Raw genomic sequence first — 16937 nt, 5'->3', positions numbered from 1 at the left:
GCAAACCATTCCAACGATCGGCACTTCATGCTCAGCTTCTTCCGCAATTTCACCAAGTCGCGCTACGGCCTGATTGCGGTGTTCCTGTTCCTCGGCCTGATCGCCATCGCCTTCGCGGCGGGCGACATCACCGGCATCCGCAACGGTGGTGGCGCGACGAGCAGCACGCTGGCCACGGTGGGCGGCGAGAAGATCTCCGACACCGAAGTGAAGGACCGGATCGAGCGCTTCATCCGCAACCTGCAGCAGCAGGGCCAGACGGTGACGATGGAGCAGTTCCTCGCCCAGGGCGGTCTCGACATCGCGATCGACGAGATGATCAACCAGGCCGCGCTGGTCGAATTCGGCCGCAAGTCGGGCATGTCGGTGTCGAAGAAGCTGATCGACACCGAGATCGCCAGCAACCCGGCCTTCGCCGGCATCGACGGCAAGTTCAGCCAGCAGACCTTCGAGAAGCTGCTCGCCGACAATCGCCTCGCCCCGGCGCTGTTCCGCGACAGCATGATCCGCGAGCGCTACGGCAACTGGCTGGTCAACCGCGCCACCATCGGCACCGACGTGCCGAACGGCGTCGTCGCGCCCTATGCCTCGCTGCTGCTGGAGCGCCGCGCCGGCGTGGTCGGCATGATCAACACCGCCCAGATGGATCCGGGCGCCGATCCGGACGACAAGGCGCTGAACGCCTATTATGTCAGCCACCGCGCCCGCTATCTCGTGCCGCAGCGCCGCGTAGTGCGCTACGCCGTGGTGATGCCGGACCAGATCCGCGCCCAGCAGACCGCGACCGAAGCCGAGATCGCCGACGCCTACAAGAAGGCCGGCGCCCGCTATGCCGCCGCCGAGAAGCGCGGCGTGCGCCAGCTCGTCGTGCTCGACAAGGCGACTGCCGACAAGGTCGCCGCCGAAGTGAAGGGCGGCAAGCCGCTGGCCGACGCCGCGAAGGCCGCCGGCCTCGACCCGACCAATTTCGAAGGCATCGAGAAGCCCGAGCTCGCGCGCCAGACCACTGCCGAGATCGCCAACACCGCCTTTGCCGCTGCGCAGGGCGCGCTGGTCGGCCCGGTCAAGTCGCAGCTCGGCTGGCACATCCTGGTCGTCGAGAAGATCGAGAAGATCGCCGCCAAGTCGCTCGCCCAGGCGCATGACGAGCTCGCCTCGGAAGTCACCCAGCGCAAGACCGCGCAGGCGCTGGCAGATCTCCGCCAGAAGATCGAGGACGGCGTCGGCGACGGCAAGAACTTCGCCGAGCTGCTCGGCGATGCCAAGCTGACCGCGCAGGTCACACCGGCGCTCGCCGCCGGCGGCACCGATCCGGAGAATGAAGCCTATAAGCCCGATCCCGCGATGGTGGCGATCATGCGCAGCGGCTTCACCTTCGAGAACCCGGACGACGACATCCAGATCGCCCAGGTCTCGCCGGAAGGCGGCTTCGCGATCGTCAAGCTCGACCGGATCGTGCCGGCCGCGCCGCGCCCGCTCGCCAGCATTCGCGATAAGGTGAAGACCGACTATCTGGTCGACAAGGCTCTGGAGAAGGCCAAGGTCGCCGCCAATGCCGTGGTCGCCGCGCTCAACAAGGGCGTGCCGATGGACAAGGCGCTTGCGGACGCCGGCGCCAAGGGTCCGCCGCCCAAGCCGTTCGACTTCCAGCGCAAGGACATCGCGGACAAGGAACAGTTCATCAAGATGGCCTTCAGCATGCAGCCGAAAAAGGCCCGCCTGCTCGAAGCGCCCGATCGCAAGGGCTTCTACGTCGTGCTCCTCGACAAGGTGGAGCCGCATGATGCCTCGGGCGATCCGATGGCGATGGCGAACATGCGCAGCGGTCTGCAGCAGCAGATCCCGGCGGAATATGCCCGCGAGTTCATCCGTGCGATCCGCAATGACCTGAAGATCACCCGCAACGAAGCGGCGATCGCCCGCCTCCGCGCGGACCTGACCCGCCAGGGCGTCCGTTAAGGGCGTGCCGCAGGGCATCGAGGGGATCGAAGCCGCTCGCGCGGCGCTGGCCGCAGGACGGCCGGCGCTGCTCTGGCGGCGCCAGATCGCGGATACCGAGACTCCGGTTGCCGCCGCGCTCAAGCTGATCGAGCCGGGCCGCGGCGATTTCCTGCTGGAATCGGTCGAGGGCGGCTCGGTCCGCGGGCGCCACAGCCTGATCGGGCTCGCACCCGACCTGGTCTTCCGCGCCACCGGCAACGAAGCGGCGATCAATCCGGAATGGCTGACCAACCGGGACGCCTTCAAGCCCTGCGCCGAGCCCGCGCTCGACGCGCTGCGCGCGCTCGCCGCGCGCTGCCGCACCGAAGTGCCGCCCGAGCTGCCCAAAGCGCTAGCCTGCCTGGTCGGCTATTTCAGCTATGAGACGGTCGGGCTGGTCGAGAAGCTGCCCCGCCCGCCCGAAAACCCGATCGGCGTGCCGGACATGATGTTCGTTCGCCCGACGGTGGTGCTGGTGTTCGATCGCCTCGCCGATGCGCTCTTCCTCGTCGCGCCGGTCTGGCCGGACGGCGATGTCGACCTGTCGGCCGAGCGGATCGAGACCGTTGCCGCGCAGCTCGCCAGCGCGCCCCTGCCCGCCCCGGTCCGCGCCGAGCCGGAGGAAGTCCAGCTCACCCCGGTGCTGCGCCCGGGCCGCTATGGCGAGATGGTCGCCGCCGCAAAGGAATACATCTCCGCCGGCGACATCTTCCAGGTGGTGCTCGCCCAGCGCTTCACCACGCCGTTCGCGCTGCCGCCGTTCGAGCTTTACCGCGCGCTGCGGCGAATCAACCCCTCACCCTTCCTCTACCATCTCGACCTGCCGGGCTTCGCGCTGACCGGCTCGAGCCCCGAGATCCTGGTGCGGGTGCGCGACAATGAAGTGACCATCCGACCGATCGCCGGCACTCGTCCGCGCGGCAAGACCGCCGCCGAGGACGAGGAGAACCGCGCCAGCCTGCTCGCCGATCCCAAGGAATGCGCGGAGCACCTCATGCTGCTGGATCTCGGCCGCAACGATGTCGGCCGGGTCGCGGACGCGGGCACGGTCAAGGTGACCGACAGCTACACGGTCGAGTTCTACAGCCACGTCATGCACATCGTATCGAACGTGGTCGGCAGGCTGGCACCGGGCAAGGACGCGCTCGACGCGCTGTTCGCCGGCTTCCCGGCGGGCACGGTCAGCGGCGCACCCAAGGTCCGCGCCTGCGAGATCATCGCCGAGCTCGAGCCCGAAACGCGTGGGCCATACGCCGGCGGCGTCGGCTATTTCTCGCCGGACGGCTCGATGGACAGCTGCATCGTATTGCGCACGGCGCTGGTGAAGGACGGCATGATGCACGTCCAGGCCGGCGCCGGCATCGTCGCCGATTCGGACCCGACTTATGAACAGCGCGAATGCGAGGCCAAGGCCGGCGCGCTGTTCGCGGCGGCACGCGAAGCGGTAAAGCAGGCCGGCGAAGCGGGCTTCGGGCAGTAACCACCTAATTCCTCCCCCAGCTCGCTGGGGGGGGAACCGCCGAAGGCGGTGGAGGGGCGGCGGACGCAGTCCGCCGGTTTCACCGGCGGCCCCTCCACCATCGCTGCGCGATGGTCCCCCTCCCCGAGACAAGCTCGGGGAGGATTTGATTGGCTCAAGGAATCGCGGCGTTCTTGGCCTTCTGCTCCAGCCGTTCCTGGTACCACTGACGGATCGCGGCGCGGGTGCAGCCGGTCTGGCCACCGGTGCCCACCGGCGAGCAGCTGTTCGGCAGCCCGGCGCGGTTCACGTCCTCGACCATCTCGACCCGGTTGGTCCAGGCCTGCGACGCCGCGTCGTTCTTCGGTTGGTTCCGGAATTCCTTGGGGATGCGATAGGGCGATTCGCCGCCATTCGCGCAGACCACGATCTCTTCCTCGCTCTGCGGCTTGGGGCACTGCTCCTGCCCATAGAGCAGCACGCTGCGGACCCGCTTGGGCGGCCCCTGATTGTCCTGCGACGACTGCTTGGCATCCTGCGCGATGGCAGGCGTCGCGAGCAGCGCGGCGGCGGCGAGCAAACGAACGATCATGAACACTCCTTCTGGCGTAACAACGCCCCTCGCCGCTGGACGTGCCGCCGCACTGTGGCAAGCCCAAGGCACGCGCATGGCTTGCCTGAACGCGATTTCATCCTAAGTGGCACGCATGATCCGGCCGATCGCCGTTGCCGGCGCCTTCCTGACGCTGACTGCCTGCGCTTCCAGCGGACGCGTTGATGATGCCTGCCGTAAGATCAGCTTCGAGGGCACCAGCTTCACCGTCTGCCGCGCCGATCCGCAGAAGCATGACGTGCTGCTGGTCGACAAGGGTGCCGACGGCCGCCCGATGCGCGACTTCACCGGCCTCCAGCCGCGCCTCGGCGATCGCTATCCGCGCATCGCCTTCGCGATGAACGCCGGCATGTTCGACGCCGCCGGCCTGCCGATTGGCTATTATGTCGAGGACGGCGCCGAGCAGAAGCCGCTCAACCGTCGCCCCGGCCCGGGCAATTTCCACATGCAGCCCAACGGCGTGTTCTGGGGCGATGCCAAGGGCTGGCACGTCGCCACCACCGATGATTTCGCCGCGAACAAGCCCGATCACGTCCGCTTCGCCACCCAGTCGGGGCCGATGCTGCTGATCAACGGCCAGCTCCATCCGAAGCTGGCGGAGAACGGCACCTCGCTGACCATCCGCAACGCCGTCGGTGTGGGGCTGAACGGCAGCGCCTGGTTCGCGATCAGCAACGAGCCGGTGTCGTTCGGCCGCTTCGCCCGGCTGTTCCGCGACAAGCTCGCCGCGCCCGACGCCCTCTATCTCGACGGCGCCGTCTCGCGGCTCTGGGATCCCGTATCGGATCGCCTCGACGGCGGCGTGCCCATCGGGCCGATTGTCGTGGCGCTCCAGAAGCAGTAGCGCAGGCATCATGATCCTCGTCATCGACAATTACGACAGCTTCACCTGGAACCTCGTCCACTATCTGATGGAGCTGGGCACCGACGTGCAGGTGGTGCGCAACGACGCGCTCACCGCGCGCGACGCCGTTGCCAGCAACGCCCAGGCGTTCCTCATCTCGCCCGGCCCCTGCACGCCCAATGAAGCGGGGATCAGCCTCGACCTGGTCGCCGCCTGCGCCGATCTCCGGAAACCGCTTCTGGGCGTTTGCCTCGGCCACCAGGCGATCGGCCAGCATTTCGGTGGCTCGGTGGTCCGCGGAGGCCTGATGCACGGCAAGACCAGCCCGGTTACGCATGACGGCACCGGCCTGTTCGAATCCCTCCCCTCCCCCTTCACCGCGACCCGCTACCACTCGCTGATCGTCACCGACATTCCGGAGGAGCTGGTGGTCAACGCGACGTCCGACGACGGGCATGTCATGGGCTTCCGGCACAGGGAGCTGCCGATCCACAGCGTGCAGTTCCATCCCGAGAGCATCGCCACCGAGCATGGCCATGCGATGCTGGCCAACTTCCTCAAGCTCGCCGGGATCGAGGCGCACGCGCTCGCCTGAACCTGCAAATATTTGCGACAATTTCGGGCGCGCGGTGACATAGCCGCGCGACGTGGCGCCGCCACTGTCTCCACCATGGCCCGATCCCGGGCCCGATGGAGAGTGCAAATGAACCACAAGCTGCAGCTGGTCGCCGCGACGCTGGCCGGCGTGCTCGTCACGGTAGCCGCGGGCGGCATCGCGATGGCGAGCATGGGCCGCGGCCCGATGGGCCCCTTCGCCCGCGCCGATGCCAATGGCGACGGCGTCGTCACCCGCGCCGAATGGGTCGCGGCGGCGAATGCCCGCTTCGACACCTTCGATACCAACCATGACGGCAAGCTGGTCATCGGCGAGATTCCGCCCGCCCCGCGCGGCCATGGCCGCCATCACGGACCGCACGGGTTCGACGGCCCGGAGGATGGGCCGGACGATGCCGCCCCCGCCGCCACACCGGCGCAGGCGCAGCCGGGCAACGCGAACTGAGCCACCGGCTTCCGTCACCCCGAACCTGGTCCGGGGTGGCGGAAGGCCGCTCATCCATCAGTAGGATTTGACGCGGGAGCGCAACGAGCTAGCCTCTCTCCCGTGACCTTCTTCGAGAGCCTCGTCGCGCTGCTCGCGCTGGCGGTCCTGCTGCTGCAGGTCTCGCGACGGACTCCGATTCCCTATCCGACGATGCTCGCCGCCGCCGGCGTGATCGTCGCGACCATTCCGGGCTCGCCCAATATCGCGCTCGACGGGCACACCGCGATGGCATTGTTCATCGCGCCCGTCCTGCTCGACGCCGCCTTCGACTTTCCCCTGGCGGCGATCCGCCGGCTGTGGCGCCCGCTCGTCTCGCTCGCCGTGGTCGCGGTGCTGCTTTCCACCGCCGTGGTCGCCTGGATCGGCTGGGCCTTCGCCGGACTGCCGATCGCCGCCGCGATCGCACTCGGCGCTATCGTCGCCCCGCCCGACGCAGCCGCCGCCACCACCGTCCTCCAGTCCGCCGCGCTGCCCCGGCGCACCGTCCAGGTGCTCACCGGCGAGAGCCTGCTCAACGACGCGACCGCCCTGCTGCTCTTCGGCGCCGCGCTCGCGGTGCAGAGCCATGGCGGGATCGACGCCATGGTCGCCACCCGGCTGAGCCTCGCGGTGCCCGGCGGCATCGCGCTCGGCCTGTTCTGCGGCTGGGCGATGGGCAGGCTGATGCCCTTCGTCCGCGGCTCGTTCGGCGGCAATCTGTTCGAGTTCGTCAACACCTGGATCGCCTGGATCCTCGCCGAGCGGCTCGGCCTCTCCGCCGTGCTCTGCGTCGTCACCTGCGCGATGTACGTCGCCAATTCGCCCAACGTGACGATCAGCGCGCGCAACCGCGTCCAGTCCTTCGCGGTATGGGGCGTCGGCGTCTTCGTGCTCAACGTCGTCGCCTTCCTGCTGATGGGCATGCAGGCGCGCCAGATCGTCGCCGAGATGGAGCCCGATCGCCTGCGCGAGGCGGCGATCTTCGCGGGGCTGGTGGTACTCGGCGTGATCGTCACCCGCATGGCCTGGTCGCTGGCCTATAACGGCATCGTCCGCGCCTTCCCGATGATCCGCGGCAACCTGCCCCCGCCCAGCTTCGCGCAGAGCGTCGTGGTCGGCTGGTGCGGGATGCGCGGGCTGGTGACGCTCGCCACCGCCTTCGCGCTGCCGCACGACTTCCCCCAGCGCGACCTGATCGTGCTCTCCGCCTTCGCCGTGGTGCTGGCGACGCTGGTGCTGCAGGGCCTCACCCTCGCCCCGCTGATCAAGCTGCTCGGCCTGGCCGGCAAGGGCGACGGCGAGGAACTGCTCAACAAGGCGCGCCGCAAGCTCGCCGAAGCCGCGATCGCCGCGCTGGAAGTCGAGCAGGGGAAGGTCGCCGACGAGACCCGCCGCCAGTTCGAGATCGACCGCAACGGCGCCGACAATGTCTGCCCCGAGTTCGACGCGCGCCAGCGCCTCCAGCTCTGCGCCGTTGCCGCCCAGCGCGACACGCTCGACGAACTGCGCGATACCGATGTGATCGGCCAGGACCTGTACGAGCAACTCCAGGAAGAGCTCGACTGGCGCGATCTGGCGATCAGCCCCGAGGGGCGGCATTTGATCGAGCAGGGGTGATGTTCTGGCTGCTTCCCATTCTGGCGCTGCTGTCGGTACCGCAAAAGGCGCCGCCGCTGACGCGCGAATGGGTGGTACAGGCCGAGAGGGGCGTAAACCTCGACGCCGCGCTCGCCCGCTATCGTAGCGAGGGACGGCCAAAGGCGCTCGGGAGGCACCTCCGCTACTACCAGCGCGACACCCAAAACGGCCGCGACATCGTCCGTGCGGTCTATGTGATCGTCGATATGGATCGTGGCCCTGGCATCTATATCGAGCCGCTGCCGCATCTGTTCGATGGCGGATGTGGGGTCGTGCGCCTGACCTTCGATTACCGAACGCGGCAGTTGCTGAGTGCCTATTGCAACGGGGCGGGCTGAAGTTCTCCTCACCCTGAGAGCAGGGGAACAATCAGGAGAGCGGGGTAAAGCAGAATTTGCTCGATTTCCCCGTCTGGGAAAATCATAGAGCCCAAGTGACCAATTTCACCCTCCTCCCCGATCCCGCGTCCCCGCTCGCCCGCGAGTCCGCCGCTCAGGCCTTTGCCGACATTCTCGACGGCAAGGTGGCCGAGCCCGAGATCGAGCGTTTCCTGATCGACCTGTCGGTGCGCGGCGAGACCAGCATCGAGATCGCCGAGGCCGCCCGGGCGATGCGGGCCCGCCTCATCCCGATCTCGGCGCCCGAAGGCGCGATCGACGTCTGCGGCACCGGCGGCGACGGGCATCACACGCTCAACGTATCGACCGCGGTCAGCCTGGTCGTAGCCGCAGCCGGCGTGCCGGTCGCCAAGCATGGCAACCGCGCCGCCTCGTCCAAGTCGGGCGCGGCAGATACGCTCGAGGCGCTGGGGCTCGATCTTGACCGCGCCGGCGCCCGTGCCGAGGAATCGCTCAACGAGCTCGGCATCGCTTTCCTGTTCGCCCAGGCGCACCACCCTTCGCTCGCCCGGATCGGCCCGCTGCGCCGTCGCATCGGCCGCCGGACGATCTTCAACCTGATGGGCCCGCTGGCGAACCCCGCCCATGTCCGCCGCCAGCTGATCGGCATCGCCCGCCCCGATTACGCGCCGATCTATGCCGAGGCGCTCGAGCAGCTCGGCGTCGACAGCGCCGCGATCGTCTCGGGCGAGGAAGGGCTGGACGAGCTCTCCACCGAGCATGCCAGCGTCGTCGTCAGCATCGGCAGCTCGGGCCTGCCCAAGCGCATCACCCCGGAGGATGCCGGCCTCCCCCGCCACCCGCTGGGCGCGATCCGTGGCGGCGGTCCGGAGTATAATGCCCTCGCCCTGCACCGCCTGCTCGAAGGCGAGCATGGCCCGTATCGCGACGCCGTGCTGCTCAACGCCGCTGCCGCGCTCGTCATCGCCGGCGAGGCCAGCGACCTGCGCGCCGGCGCCGAGGAAGCCGCCGAGACGATCGACAAGGGCCTTGCCAAGGCGCTGCTCGCCTGCTGGATCGCCTTCTGATGTCCACGATCCTCGATACCATCATCGCCACCAAGCACGGCGAAGTCGCCACGCGGCGCAAGGCGACCTCGCTGGCCGATCTCCAGGCCCTGGCGCTCACCCGCACGCCCCCGCGCGGCTTCAAGGCCGCGCTGGACGCAAAGGCAGCCGCCGGCGGCTATGGCCTGATCGCCGAGATCAAGAAGGCCAGCCCGTCCAAGGGGCTGATCCGCGCCGATTTCGATCCTCCGGCTCATGCCCGCGCCTATCAGGCAGGCGGCGCCGCCTGTCTCTCGGTGCTGACCGACCTGGAGTATTTCCAGGGGCATGAGGATTATCTGATCGCCGCCCGCGCGGCCTGCGATCTGCCGGTGATCCGCAAGGACTTCATGGTCGATCCCTGGCAGGCGCTCGAATCGCGCGCGATCGGCGCCGATGCGATCCTGATCATCGTCGCAGCGCTCGAGGACGGCCAGATGGCCGAGATCGAGGACGCGGCCCTCGGCCTCGGCATGGACGTGCTGGTCGAGGTGCACGACGCCGACGAGCTCGAGCGCGCGCTGAAGCTGCGCTCGCGCCTGATTGGGGTGAACAACCGCAACCTCAAGACCTTCGAAGTCGACGTCCAGAAGACCTATGACCTGGTTGGCCAGGCACCCAGGGACTGCACCTTCGTCGCCGAAAGCGGGCTGAACAGCCGCGCCGACCTCGACGCAATGGCCGCGCACGACATCCGCTGCTTCCTCGTCGGCGAGTCCCTGATGCGCCAGGACGATGTCGAGGCGGCGACCCGGGCGCTGGTCGGGTGAGCGACCTCACCCATCTCGACGAGACCGGCGCCGCGCGCATGGTCGATGTCGCGGGCAAGGCCGTCACCGCGCGTGAGGCGGTCGCCAGCGGCCGGATCGAGATGTCGCGCGAAGCCGCCGCCGCGATCCGCGCCGGTGCGGTGAAGAAGGGCGACGTCCTCGCCACCGCGCGCATCGCCGGGATCATGGCCGCCAAGCGCACCGCCGAGCTGATCCCGCTCTGCCATCCGCTGCCGCTGACCAGGGTCGCGGTAGACCTCGCCCCCGACGAAACCGGCGTCACCGTGACGGCTACCGCCGCTACCGAGGCCCAGACCGGCGTCGAGATGGAAGCACTCACCGCCGTCTCCACCGCGCTGCTCACTCTCTACGACATGGCCAAGGCGCTCGATAAGGGCATGACCATCGGCGAGATCCGCCTGCTCTCCAAGAAGGGCGGCAAGTCGGGCGACTGGGTGGCCTGAGGGGCTTCAAATTCCCCTCCCTGTAGGGGTGGGGTTAGGGGTGGGTTAGAAAAGGCCGGGCTCGATGCCCGGCCTTTTCTTTGTCACCACCGGCTCGCTGGGCTCGCTACGCTCGCAACCCACCCCCGGCCCCTCCCTTGCAGGGAGGGGAGAAAGAAGGGCCGCAGCGAAAAATTCGCGTGACAGCACCCCCACGCCAAGATACTTAGCTTAATACCTAACTATAAGAGGATGCCATGCCGCTCCAGCTCTTCGGCCACCCCTTCTCGTCCTACACCTGGAAGGCGCTGATCGCCTTCTACGAGAACGACGTCCCCCTCACCTTCCGCAACCTCGAGGAACCGGGCGCCGCGCAGGAGCTCGAGGCCCGCTGGCCGCTCAAGCTCTTCCCCGTCCTCGCCGAGGGCGATCGTACCGTGGTCGAGGCGACCGCGGTGATCGAATATCTCCACGTCCACCATCCGGGCCCGGTCGCGCTGATCCCCGCCGACCCTGATCTTGCCGTGCAGGCGAGGATGCTCGACCGGATCTTCGACAACTACGTCATGGGCATGATGCAGAAGCCCGTGATCGACGCGATGCTGCCCGCGGAACGCCGCGACCCCATCGCGCTCGACGAGGCGATGGCCCGACTCGACACGATCTATGCCTGGCTCGACGCCCATCTCGCCGGCCGGGAATGGGCCGTCGGCGACAGCTTCACCCTTGCCGACTGCGCCGCCGCGCCCTCGCTCTTCTATGCCGACTGGGTCCGCCCGATCCCCGCGGCGCTGGCCAGCCTCCGCGCCTATCGCGCCCGGCTGCTCGCCCGTCCCTCGGTCGTCCGCTGCGTCGAGGATGCCCGCCCCTATCGCCATTATTTCCCGCTCGGCGCGCCCGATCGCGACTGATCGTTTCGGGGGTATATTAGGGATTTCGCAACCCTGCGGCTTAACCCCGCCTTCAGACCCGGCCCCGCACTATCACCGTCGAGCGGGGTCGGGAAAAAACATTTATGCGACAGGGACTTGCGTCCTCCACCATCTTCAGCCTCTCGGGCGAAGCCCCAGGGGCGCAGATGCTTGCGGAGCCGGGCGACCACGCCGCCTTCGATTCCGCCGTGCTGGTCGGCGAGACCACCCGCCTGCCCTGCTCGCTGCGCAAGCTGAGCGCTGCCGGTGCGATGCTCCATCTCGACGATGAGATCGTCGAGTCCGAAGGCCTCCACCTCGCGCTCGCCAACGGCCAGTCGCTGCCGGGCCGCATCGCCTGGACCGAGCAGGGCGCCGCCGGCTTCCTGTTCGAGACGCCGATCGACGTGGTCAGCACGCTCGCCCGCAACCTCGCCTGCCTCCCTGCCGAGCGCCGCAGCGTGCCGCGCGTCGAGCTGCACCAGACGATCTGCGTGCGCCGCGGCAACCAGGTCGAGTTCACCCGCAGCCGCAACCTCTCCCAGGGCGGCTGCGGCTTCGAGACCGACATCGCGCTGCAGGAAGGCGATCCGGTCCAGATCAATTTCGACGGCCTGCGCCCGCTCGACGGCGTGGTGAAATGGTCGCAGGGCAGCTTTGCCGGCGTCGCCTTCGGCGAGGACCTGCCCTGGCAGGTGCTGATGCCCTGGCTGCGCCAGGCCCAGCAGACCCCGTCGCACCACACTCGCATGGCCGTGATCCAGGAGCCGACCGGCCTGATCCCGGACAAGCAGGCGATCCGCCTCGACGTTCCGGCCCGTGTCCGCGAGGGCGTGCGCTGGTGGAACGTCAAGCTGCGCGGGATCACCCCCCAGCTCGTCGAGTTCGAAAGCCGCGCGCCCTTCGCCAATGGCGCCCAGCTGTGGATCTCGCTGCCCAATATCGGCGGCGGCCCGGCCTCGGTGATCGAAACCGACGACCGCCACCGCTTCCTCTGCGAATTCCGCCTGCCGCTTAAGGCCGGGGACCTGCAACGCATCGGGGCCTAGAGGCCCTTTCCCGAAAGCCGGTATTGTCATCCTGCGCGCTGCTTGCGCCAGTGGGATGCCGCGCGCGCCATCGGCGCTGTCCCTGGCGCGCGAGACGCACGCACTCCTCGTGCTAAATAACCAGCTAGGGATTCTATCGAAAGCTTCTGCCGCAAGCAGTTAGGCGGATTTCGCCCGCACTTTGCACCAAAAGGCACAGTGTAACTGCATATCGGTTCCAAAAACTGTTTTGTCTTCTTCCCAATAATGCATGCTTGGCCAACGAGTCGCAGCAAATGATCTGGGCAGGACCGCCAGTATCTGGCGCCTGGCGCAACAAGAACCGGCGGTGATCCTTGGTCGCCAGCCGCCCGGGATTTTGAAATTCACTGACGGATCCTGTCCGACGGATCCCGGGGGGAGAGCGACATGTCGACCAAGATCAGCCGCGCGGATTTTCTGCGATCGCATCCCGATGCCAGCGCATGGGCCGAACTGGACGACGCGACCAACGAGCAGCTGCGGATCACCCCGGGGCCGGTTCGGCTGGACGAAGGCAGCTTCAAGGGCAAGCGCGCGCTGATCCTCGGCGCCGGCGTCGGCGGGCTGACCACCGCCTATGAGCTGCTGGTCCACAAGACCGGCATGGAGGTCACCGTTCTCGAAGCGCAGAACCGCACGGGCGGGCGATGCATGTCGCTGCGCACCGGCGACACGCTGACCGAGGACAAGGACGATGCGCTGTTCGGGTCCGAGCCGGGCGAGACGCAGGTCGTCCGCTTCGAATGGCCGGTCGGCGACGCCGAGCCCTATCTCAACGCCGGCCCCGGCCGCATCCCCTCGGCGCACAAACGGCTGCTCAGCTATCTTCGCGAATTCGGCGTCGCGGTCGAAGTCTATGTGATGAACTCGATGTCGAACCTCGTCCAGATGGACAAGGGCGCGCTGCGGGGAAAGCCCCGCGTCTATCGGCAGATCGATCACAATCTGCGCGGCTGGATCGCGCAGCTGGTGCATGAGAACGCGGCCCAGCTTCTCGAGGCGACCAGCCTCGATATCCCCACGAACGAGCGCCGGGGGCTGGCGGCGAAGCTCAAGTCGCTGATGATCAGCTTCGGCGAGCTCGACGAGAACGGCAATTATGCGCCCACCTCGGGCAATCCGGGCTTCGAGAACGCGATCTCGCGCGCCGGCTTCGACGTGCTTCCCGGCGTCGCGGCGGGCGAGATCTCCAAGGCGATCAAGCTCGAGGACCTGCTCAAGTCCGAATATTGGGCCCAGACCCGCTTCTATCAGCCGGTCGATTTCCTGTGGCAGCAGACGATCTTCCAGCCGGTCGGCGGCATGGATCAGGTCCAGCGCGCCTTCGCCCGCCAGGTGGCCACCCTGGGCGGGACGATCCACCTGAACAGCCCGGTGACCTCGATCGCCTGGGACGCGAAGACGAAGGAATTCGTCGTCCAGGTCGCCAGGATCGGCAGCAAGGAAACGATCGAATACCGCGCCGACTATTGCTTCTCGAACATCGCGATCCCGTTCCTCGAGAAGCTGCTGTCGAAGGAATTGCAGGGCGGCGGCGACAAGAGCGGCTTCGACCTGCCGTTCAAGCAGGGGCTCAAGGCGGTCTACGCAGCGCAGGCCCGCCCCCGCATCAACGACAAGGGCGAGTATCAGGACAAGTTCCTCGCCGCGACCACCAAGGTCGGCTGGCAGGGCGATCGCACGCTGTGGCAGGGCAAGCTGATCACCGCCCGGCACACCGGCGACCTCAAGCTCACCACGCTGGTCGCGCCCGATGCCGAGGAAGGCGTCGTGCCGATCTTCGGCGGGATCAGCTGGACCTCGCATGAGATCGTCCAGATCTGGTATCCCTCCACCGCCTATCACGACCGCAAGGGCGTGCTGACCGGCGCCTATAATTTCGGCCAGGTCGCCCATGAATGGGGCCAGATGACGGTCAAGGACCGGCTCGACCTGGCGCGGGAGGGCGCGCGGAAATTCGGCGTGAAGTTCGGCAACGGCCTGCACGACGGCCTCGCGATCGCGTGGCAGAACATGCCCTATATCAAGGGCGGCTGGGCCTATTGGCAGTCGGTCGGCCCCGCGAAGGAAGCCGCCGATCATTTCAACAATCTGAGCCAGGGCACCGGCATCCACGATGCCAGGGGCAAGCTCTCCGATCCGGTGTTCTTCGTCGTCGGCGACCAGCTGTCGTCGCTGCCCGGCTGGCAGGAAGGCGCGATCGCCGCGGCGCTCAACGCGCTCACCCGCATGGCGCGGCCCGACCTCGAGATCCCGCGCCTCGAGAAGCTGCCCGACACCAGGCTGCTGGTCGAAGGCATCTAGCCGCAACCAATCCGATCATCCGGGAAAAGGGGAACAGCGATGGCATTCAGCAAGAAGACGCTCATGGCCCTCAAGGGCGGCGGCCGCGTCATCCGGGCCGCACAGGAGGGCGAAGCCCTTCTCGGCCCGCTCGGCCTGCTGCCGGGCGTGTGGAAGAACGAAGGCGGGCTGGAGGGCCATGGCTGGAACATGATCGCCCTGCCGTTCGAATCCGAACCCGGCTCGATCCTCGATTATCGCCTGCTGATGAACCAGTATAACGAGACGCTCGTCTTCGACCTTGTCGACAAGGGCGTCCCCAATCGCGGGCTGAACGCCCTAGGGAAGCAGGCCGACCAGTCGCTGATGGCGCTCGATTATGAGCAGGTCACCGACCAGATCGCGACGGCGGACTTTCCCCACAGCAATGTCCTCGGGCCGACCAGCCCGCCCGGCAATACCATCCACCACGAGCCCGGCCTGTGGCTCAACATGCTCGACCAGTTCACCGACGGCTTCGACATCGCCCGGCTGTCGACCGTGCCCCACGGCGACGCGGTCCTGGCACTCGGGCGGAGCGTTCCGCCGATCGATGGCCCGCCGGTCATTCCCGATGTCAGCGGACTGCCGCTCAAGGTGAAGCAGGACCTCGATAGCCGCTATCTCGCACCCTACAGGCACTTCCACGACAACCCGTTCATGGGCCTGTTCGATCCGGTCCACCCCGCCGCGCTGCTCCAGGCCGCCAATCAGGGCGTCGACATCGTCCGCACCACCGTCCTCGACGTCGATACCGAGGCGGAGACCGGCGGGATCCACAACATCCCCTTCGTGGTCAAGCATGCCAACGCATCGTCGATGCGATCGACCTTCTGGATCCAGGAACTCGCCGAGAAGGATGCCCGGGGCAAGCCGAAGCTGCGCCTGCAATATCTCCAGATCGTGATGATCGATTTCGATCCGCGGACGGCGGGCCTGCCCGGCCGCATCGTGTGGCCGCATATCTCGATCAACACGATGCAGAAGGTCGAGGACACGCCCGAGGAGAAGGTGGAACTGCTGACGGCGTGAGAGGCGCGCGGGCCGGCCAAGCGATGCTGCCCGGCCCGCGAGGCGATCCGGTGTCGGGGGTCGAGCCCGGGGGTCGGACTGCTGCCTCTGCGAACTCCGCCTGCCCATCAGGGCGGCGAATCTAGGCTGATCGCGGGGTAGGTTAAACCCTCGTGCGCTAGGGGTTGTTCGCTACTCGTCGGCCAGCAGACGGCTTCACATTTGTCCGCCGAACATATTGCAATCCATAGCCATCCTGCTTGACCTCGACCGGAAAGAGACGACTAAGATCGATGTGTTCGGCAGGTCCCGGTCCGGGCGGCGACTTCACACCGAACACGCCCCGCGCCGTATATTGATGCACGATGCAGCGGTTGCCGCCATCGGCCGAAAGACACAATCGGTGCGCTCCCTTGCAGCCCGCGCTGGTCCGCTGATTGCACGTCGTCCAATCGACCTCACCGCCGTCATCACGATAATTCGCGAGCCACACCGGCAACCCATGATAGGTAGCGAAATCGTCGATCCGGCCATTTATCAAATAATCTGTGAACACGCTTGGACTGGTGTAGAGTACAATAATCGCGTCGGGAAAGGCCGCGCGAAATTCCTGGATCCAACCCGCAACTTTGGACGCGTAGAGGCGAGAATAGCGCAGGCGGGTCGTGGTCTCGCGATTGATCTCATCACCACGCACTGGGAGCGGCGCATAGGAACCAAGCCCATGCGCCGCACGCCACCTCATCGCCGACTTGCCAGAGGTATCGAGCTTGTCCTCGACATCAAGGAAGACCACGCGTCCGGAGATTCCCCCAAAAGAGCCCTGAAGCGCGCCATTCGTGGCCGAGCGATAAAGGACTATCATGTCGCGCGCTTCCGCCCGCCCCGTCTCCGCCATTGCGGCATAATCGGCGTTGCTCGGATCGGCCGCTTCAAAACGTTCCCGGTTAAATCGATAGGCGCTGTCCATTCCTAAGTAGAAATAGGGCCACACCGGGATACCTACACGTGCAAGGCCAGCGGCATGGCTGGCAAAAACGTGCGCTTGGTTCGGGGCATATTTGAGGATCGCGAATTGCGTTCCGCAGCGCTTCAACTCATCATAGTCCGCGTGGGCCTGATAGCGATAGAGATCCACGCCGTGGCTGACTTCTTGTGGCCCGGAAGAACTTGCGAGATCGAGAAATCCGTCGACGACGACTCCCCCGTCATTGCCCCACGGATCAGGAAGATCAAACTTGCCTGGTGCCATAGCGCGCGGATGCGAACAGGGCGCCGCCACCGCAATGCCGTAGCTGAACAAGAATGTCAGGCCAAGGATCAGGGCCTGCTGAATGCTGCGCATGCGCGA

The 16937-nt window shown here is 67.0% G+C and carries 16 protein-coding genes; 14 read left to right on the top strand and 2 right to left on the bottom strand.

Translation table 11 applies throughout. The annotated features are described in order from the left end of the window. Positions 1-27: 27 nt before the first annotated feature. Positions 28-1959: a peptidylprolyl isomerase gene (locus AAHM44_RS11435; protein ID WP_342250056.1), complete on the top strand. Its 1932-nt coding sequence runs from the start codon at positions 28-30 to the stop codon at positions 1957-1959. Positions 1960-1975: 16 nt separating this feature from the next. Next, positions 1976-3460: an anthranilate synthase component I gene (gene trpE, locus AAHM44_RS11430; protein ID WP_342250073.1), complete on the top strand. Its 1485-nt coding sequence runs from the start codon at positions 1976-1978 to the stop codon at positions 3458-3460. A gap of 154 nt (positions 3461-3614) precedes the next feature. Here trpE and AAHM44_RS11425 read toward each other — a convergent pair whose 3' ends face one another. Beyond that, complete coding sequence (locus tag AAHM44_RS11425) at positions 3615-4031, bottom strand: hypothetical protein (RefSeq protein ID WP_269574991.1); 417 nt, start codon at positions 4029-4031, stop codon at positions 3615-3617. Between the two features lie 115 nt (positions 4032-4146). On the opposite strand from AAHM44_RS11425, the gene AAHM44_RS11420 reads away from it, so the two are divergent. The 12 genes from AAHM44_RS11420 to AAHM44_RS11365 all read left to right on the top strand — a co-directional run bounded on the left by AAHM44_RS11420 (position 4147) and on the right by AAHM44_RS11365 (position 15607). After that, entirely contained in the window at positions 4147-4896 is a 750-nt protein-coding gene (locus tag AAHM44_RS11420) for a phosphodiester glycosidase family protein (RefSeq protein WP_342250055.1), read from the top strand. Between the two features lie 10 nt (positions 4897-4906). Continuing rightward, complete coding sequence (locus AAHM44_RS11415; protein WP_342250054.1) at positions 4907-5491, top strand: anthranilate synthase component II; 585 nt, start codon at positions 4907-4909, stop codon at positions 5489-5491. Between the two features lie 108 nt (positions 5492-5599). Beyond that, complete coding sequence (locus AAHM44_RS11410) at positions 5600-5956, top strand: hypothetical protein (protein ID WP_269574988.1); 357 nt, start codon at positions 5600-5602, stop codon at positions 5954-5956. A gap of 102 nt (positions 5957-6058) precedes the next feature. After that, a complete protein-coding gene (locus AAHM44_RS11405; protein ID WP_342250053.1) occupies positions 6059-7594 on the top strand; it encodes a cation:proton antiporter in 1536 nt (511 codons plus the stop codon). Next, positions 7594-7953, top strand: a complete 360-nt coding sequence (locus tag AAHM44_RS11400) for a hypothetical protein (RefSeq protein ID WP_342250052.1) — start codon at positions 7594-7596, stop codon at positions 7951-7953. Before AAHM44_RS11405 ends, AAHM44_RS11400 begins: the two co-directional genes overlap by 1 nt. Positions 7954-8048: 95 nt before the next feature. Beyond that, the gene (trpD, locus tag AAHM44_RS11395) at positions 8049-9041 is read left to right on the top strand and encodes an anthranilate phosphoribosyltransferase (protein WP_342250051.1); all 993 of its coding nucleotides are present in this window, start codon (positions 8049-8051) and stop codon (positions 9039-9041) included. Next, the gene (gene trpC / locus AAHM44_RS11390; protein ID WP_342250050.1) at positions 9041-9829 is read left to right on the top strand and encodes an indole-3-glycerol phosphate synthase TrpC; all 789 of its coding nucleotides are present in this window, start codon (positions 9041-9043) and stop codon (positions 9827-9829) included. The genes trpD and trpC overlap by 1 nt, the downstream gene beginning before the upstream one ends. Next, a complete protein-coding gene (gene moaC / locus AAHM44_RS11385) occupies positions 9826-10293 on the top strand; it encodes a cyclic pyranopterin monophosphate synthase MoaC (protein WP_184167144.1) in 468 nt (155 codons plus the stop codon). The genes trpC and moaC overlap by 4 nt, the downstream gene beginning before the upstream one ends. A gap of 236 nt (positions 10294-10529) precedes the next feature. After that, positions 10530-11183 (top strand): glutathione S-transferase family protein, encoded by a 654-nt coding sequence (locus tag AAHM44_RS11380; protein ID WP_342250049.1) that lies wholly within the window; start codon positions 10530-10532, stop codon positions 11181-11183. A gap of 104 nt (positions 11184-11287) precedes the next feature. Then, complete coding sequence (locus AAHM44_RS11375; RefSeq protein WP_184167148.1) at positions 11288-12232, top strand: PilZ domain-containing protein; 945 nt, start codon at positions 11288-11290, stop codon at positions 12230-12232. 408 nt (positions 12233-12640) lie between these two features. Next, positions 12641-14557 (top strand): flavin monoamine oxidase family protein, encoded by a 1917-nt coding sequence (locus AAHM44_RS11370; protein ID WP_269574983.1) that lies wholly within the window; start codon positions 12641-12643, stop codon positions 14555-14557. Positions 14558-14596: 39 nt separating this feature from the next. After that, a complete protein-coding gene (locus AAHM44_RS11365; protein ID WP_269574982.1) occupies positions 14597-15607 on the top strand; it encodes a heme-binding protein in 1011 nt (336 codons plus the stop codon). A 157-nt stretch (positions 15608-15764) separates the two neighbouring features. On the opposite strand, the gene AAHM44_RS11360 is transcribed toward AAHM44_RS11365, so the two are convergent. Beyond that, positions 15765-16931 (bottom strand): hypothetical protein, encoded by a 1167-nt coding sequence (locus AAHM44_RS11360; protein ID WP_342250048.1) that lies wholly within the window; start codon positions 16929-16931, stop codon positions 15765-15767. Positions 16932-16937 lie beyond the last annotated feature (6 nt).

This window comes from Sphingomonas sp. OTU376 (genome assembly GCF_038440415.1).
GTDB lineage: Bacteria > Pseudomonadota > Alphaproteobacteria > Sphingomonadales > Sphingomonadaceae > Sphingomonas > Sphingomonas kyeonggiensis_A.
Note: the sequence above shows the minus strand (reverse complement) of the source record. Positions and strands in the feature narration are given on the sequence as shown.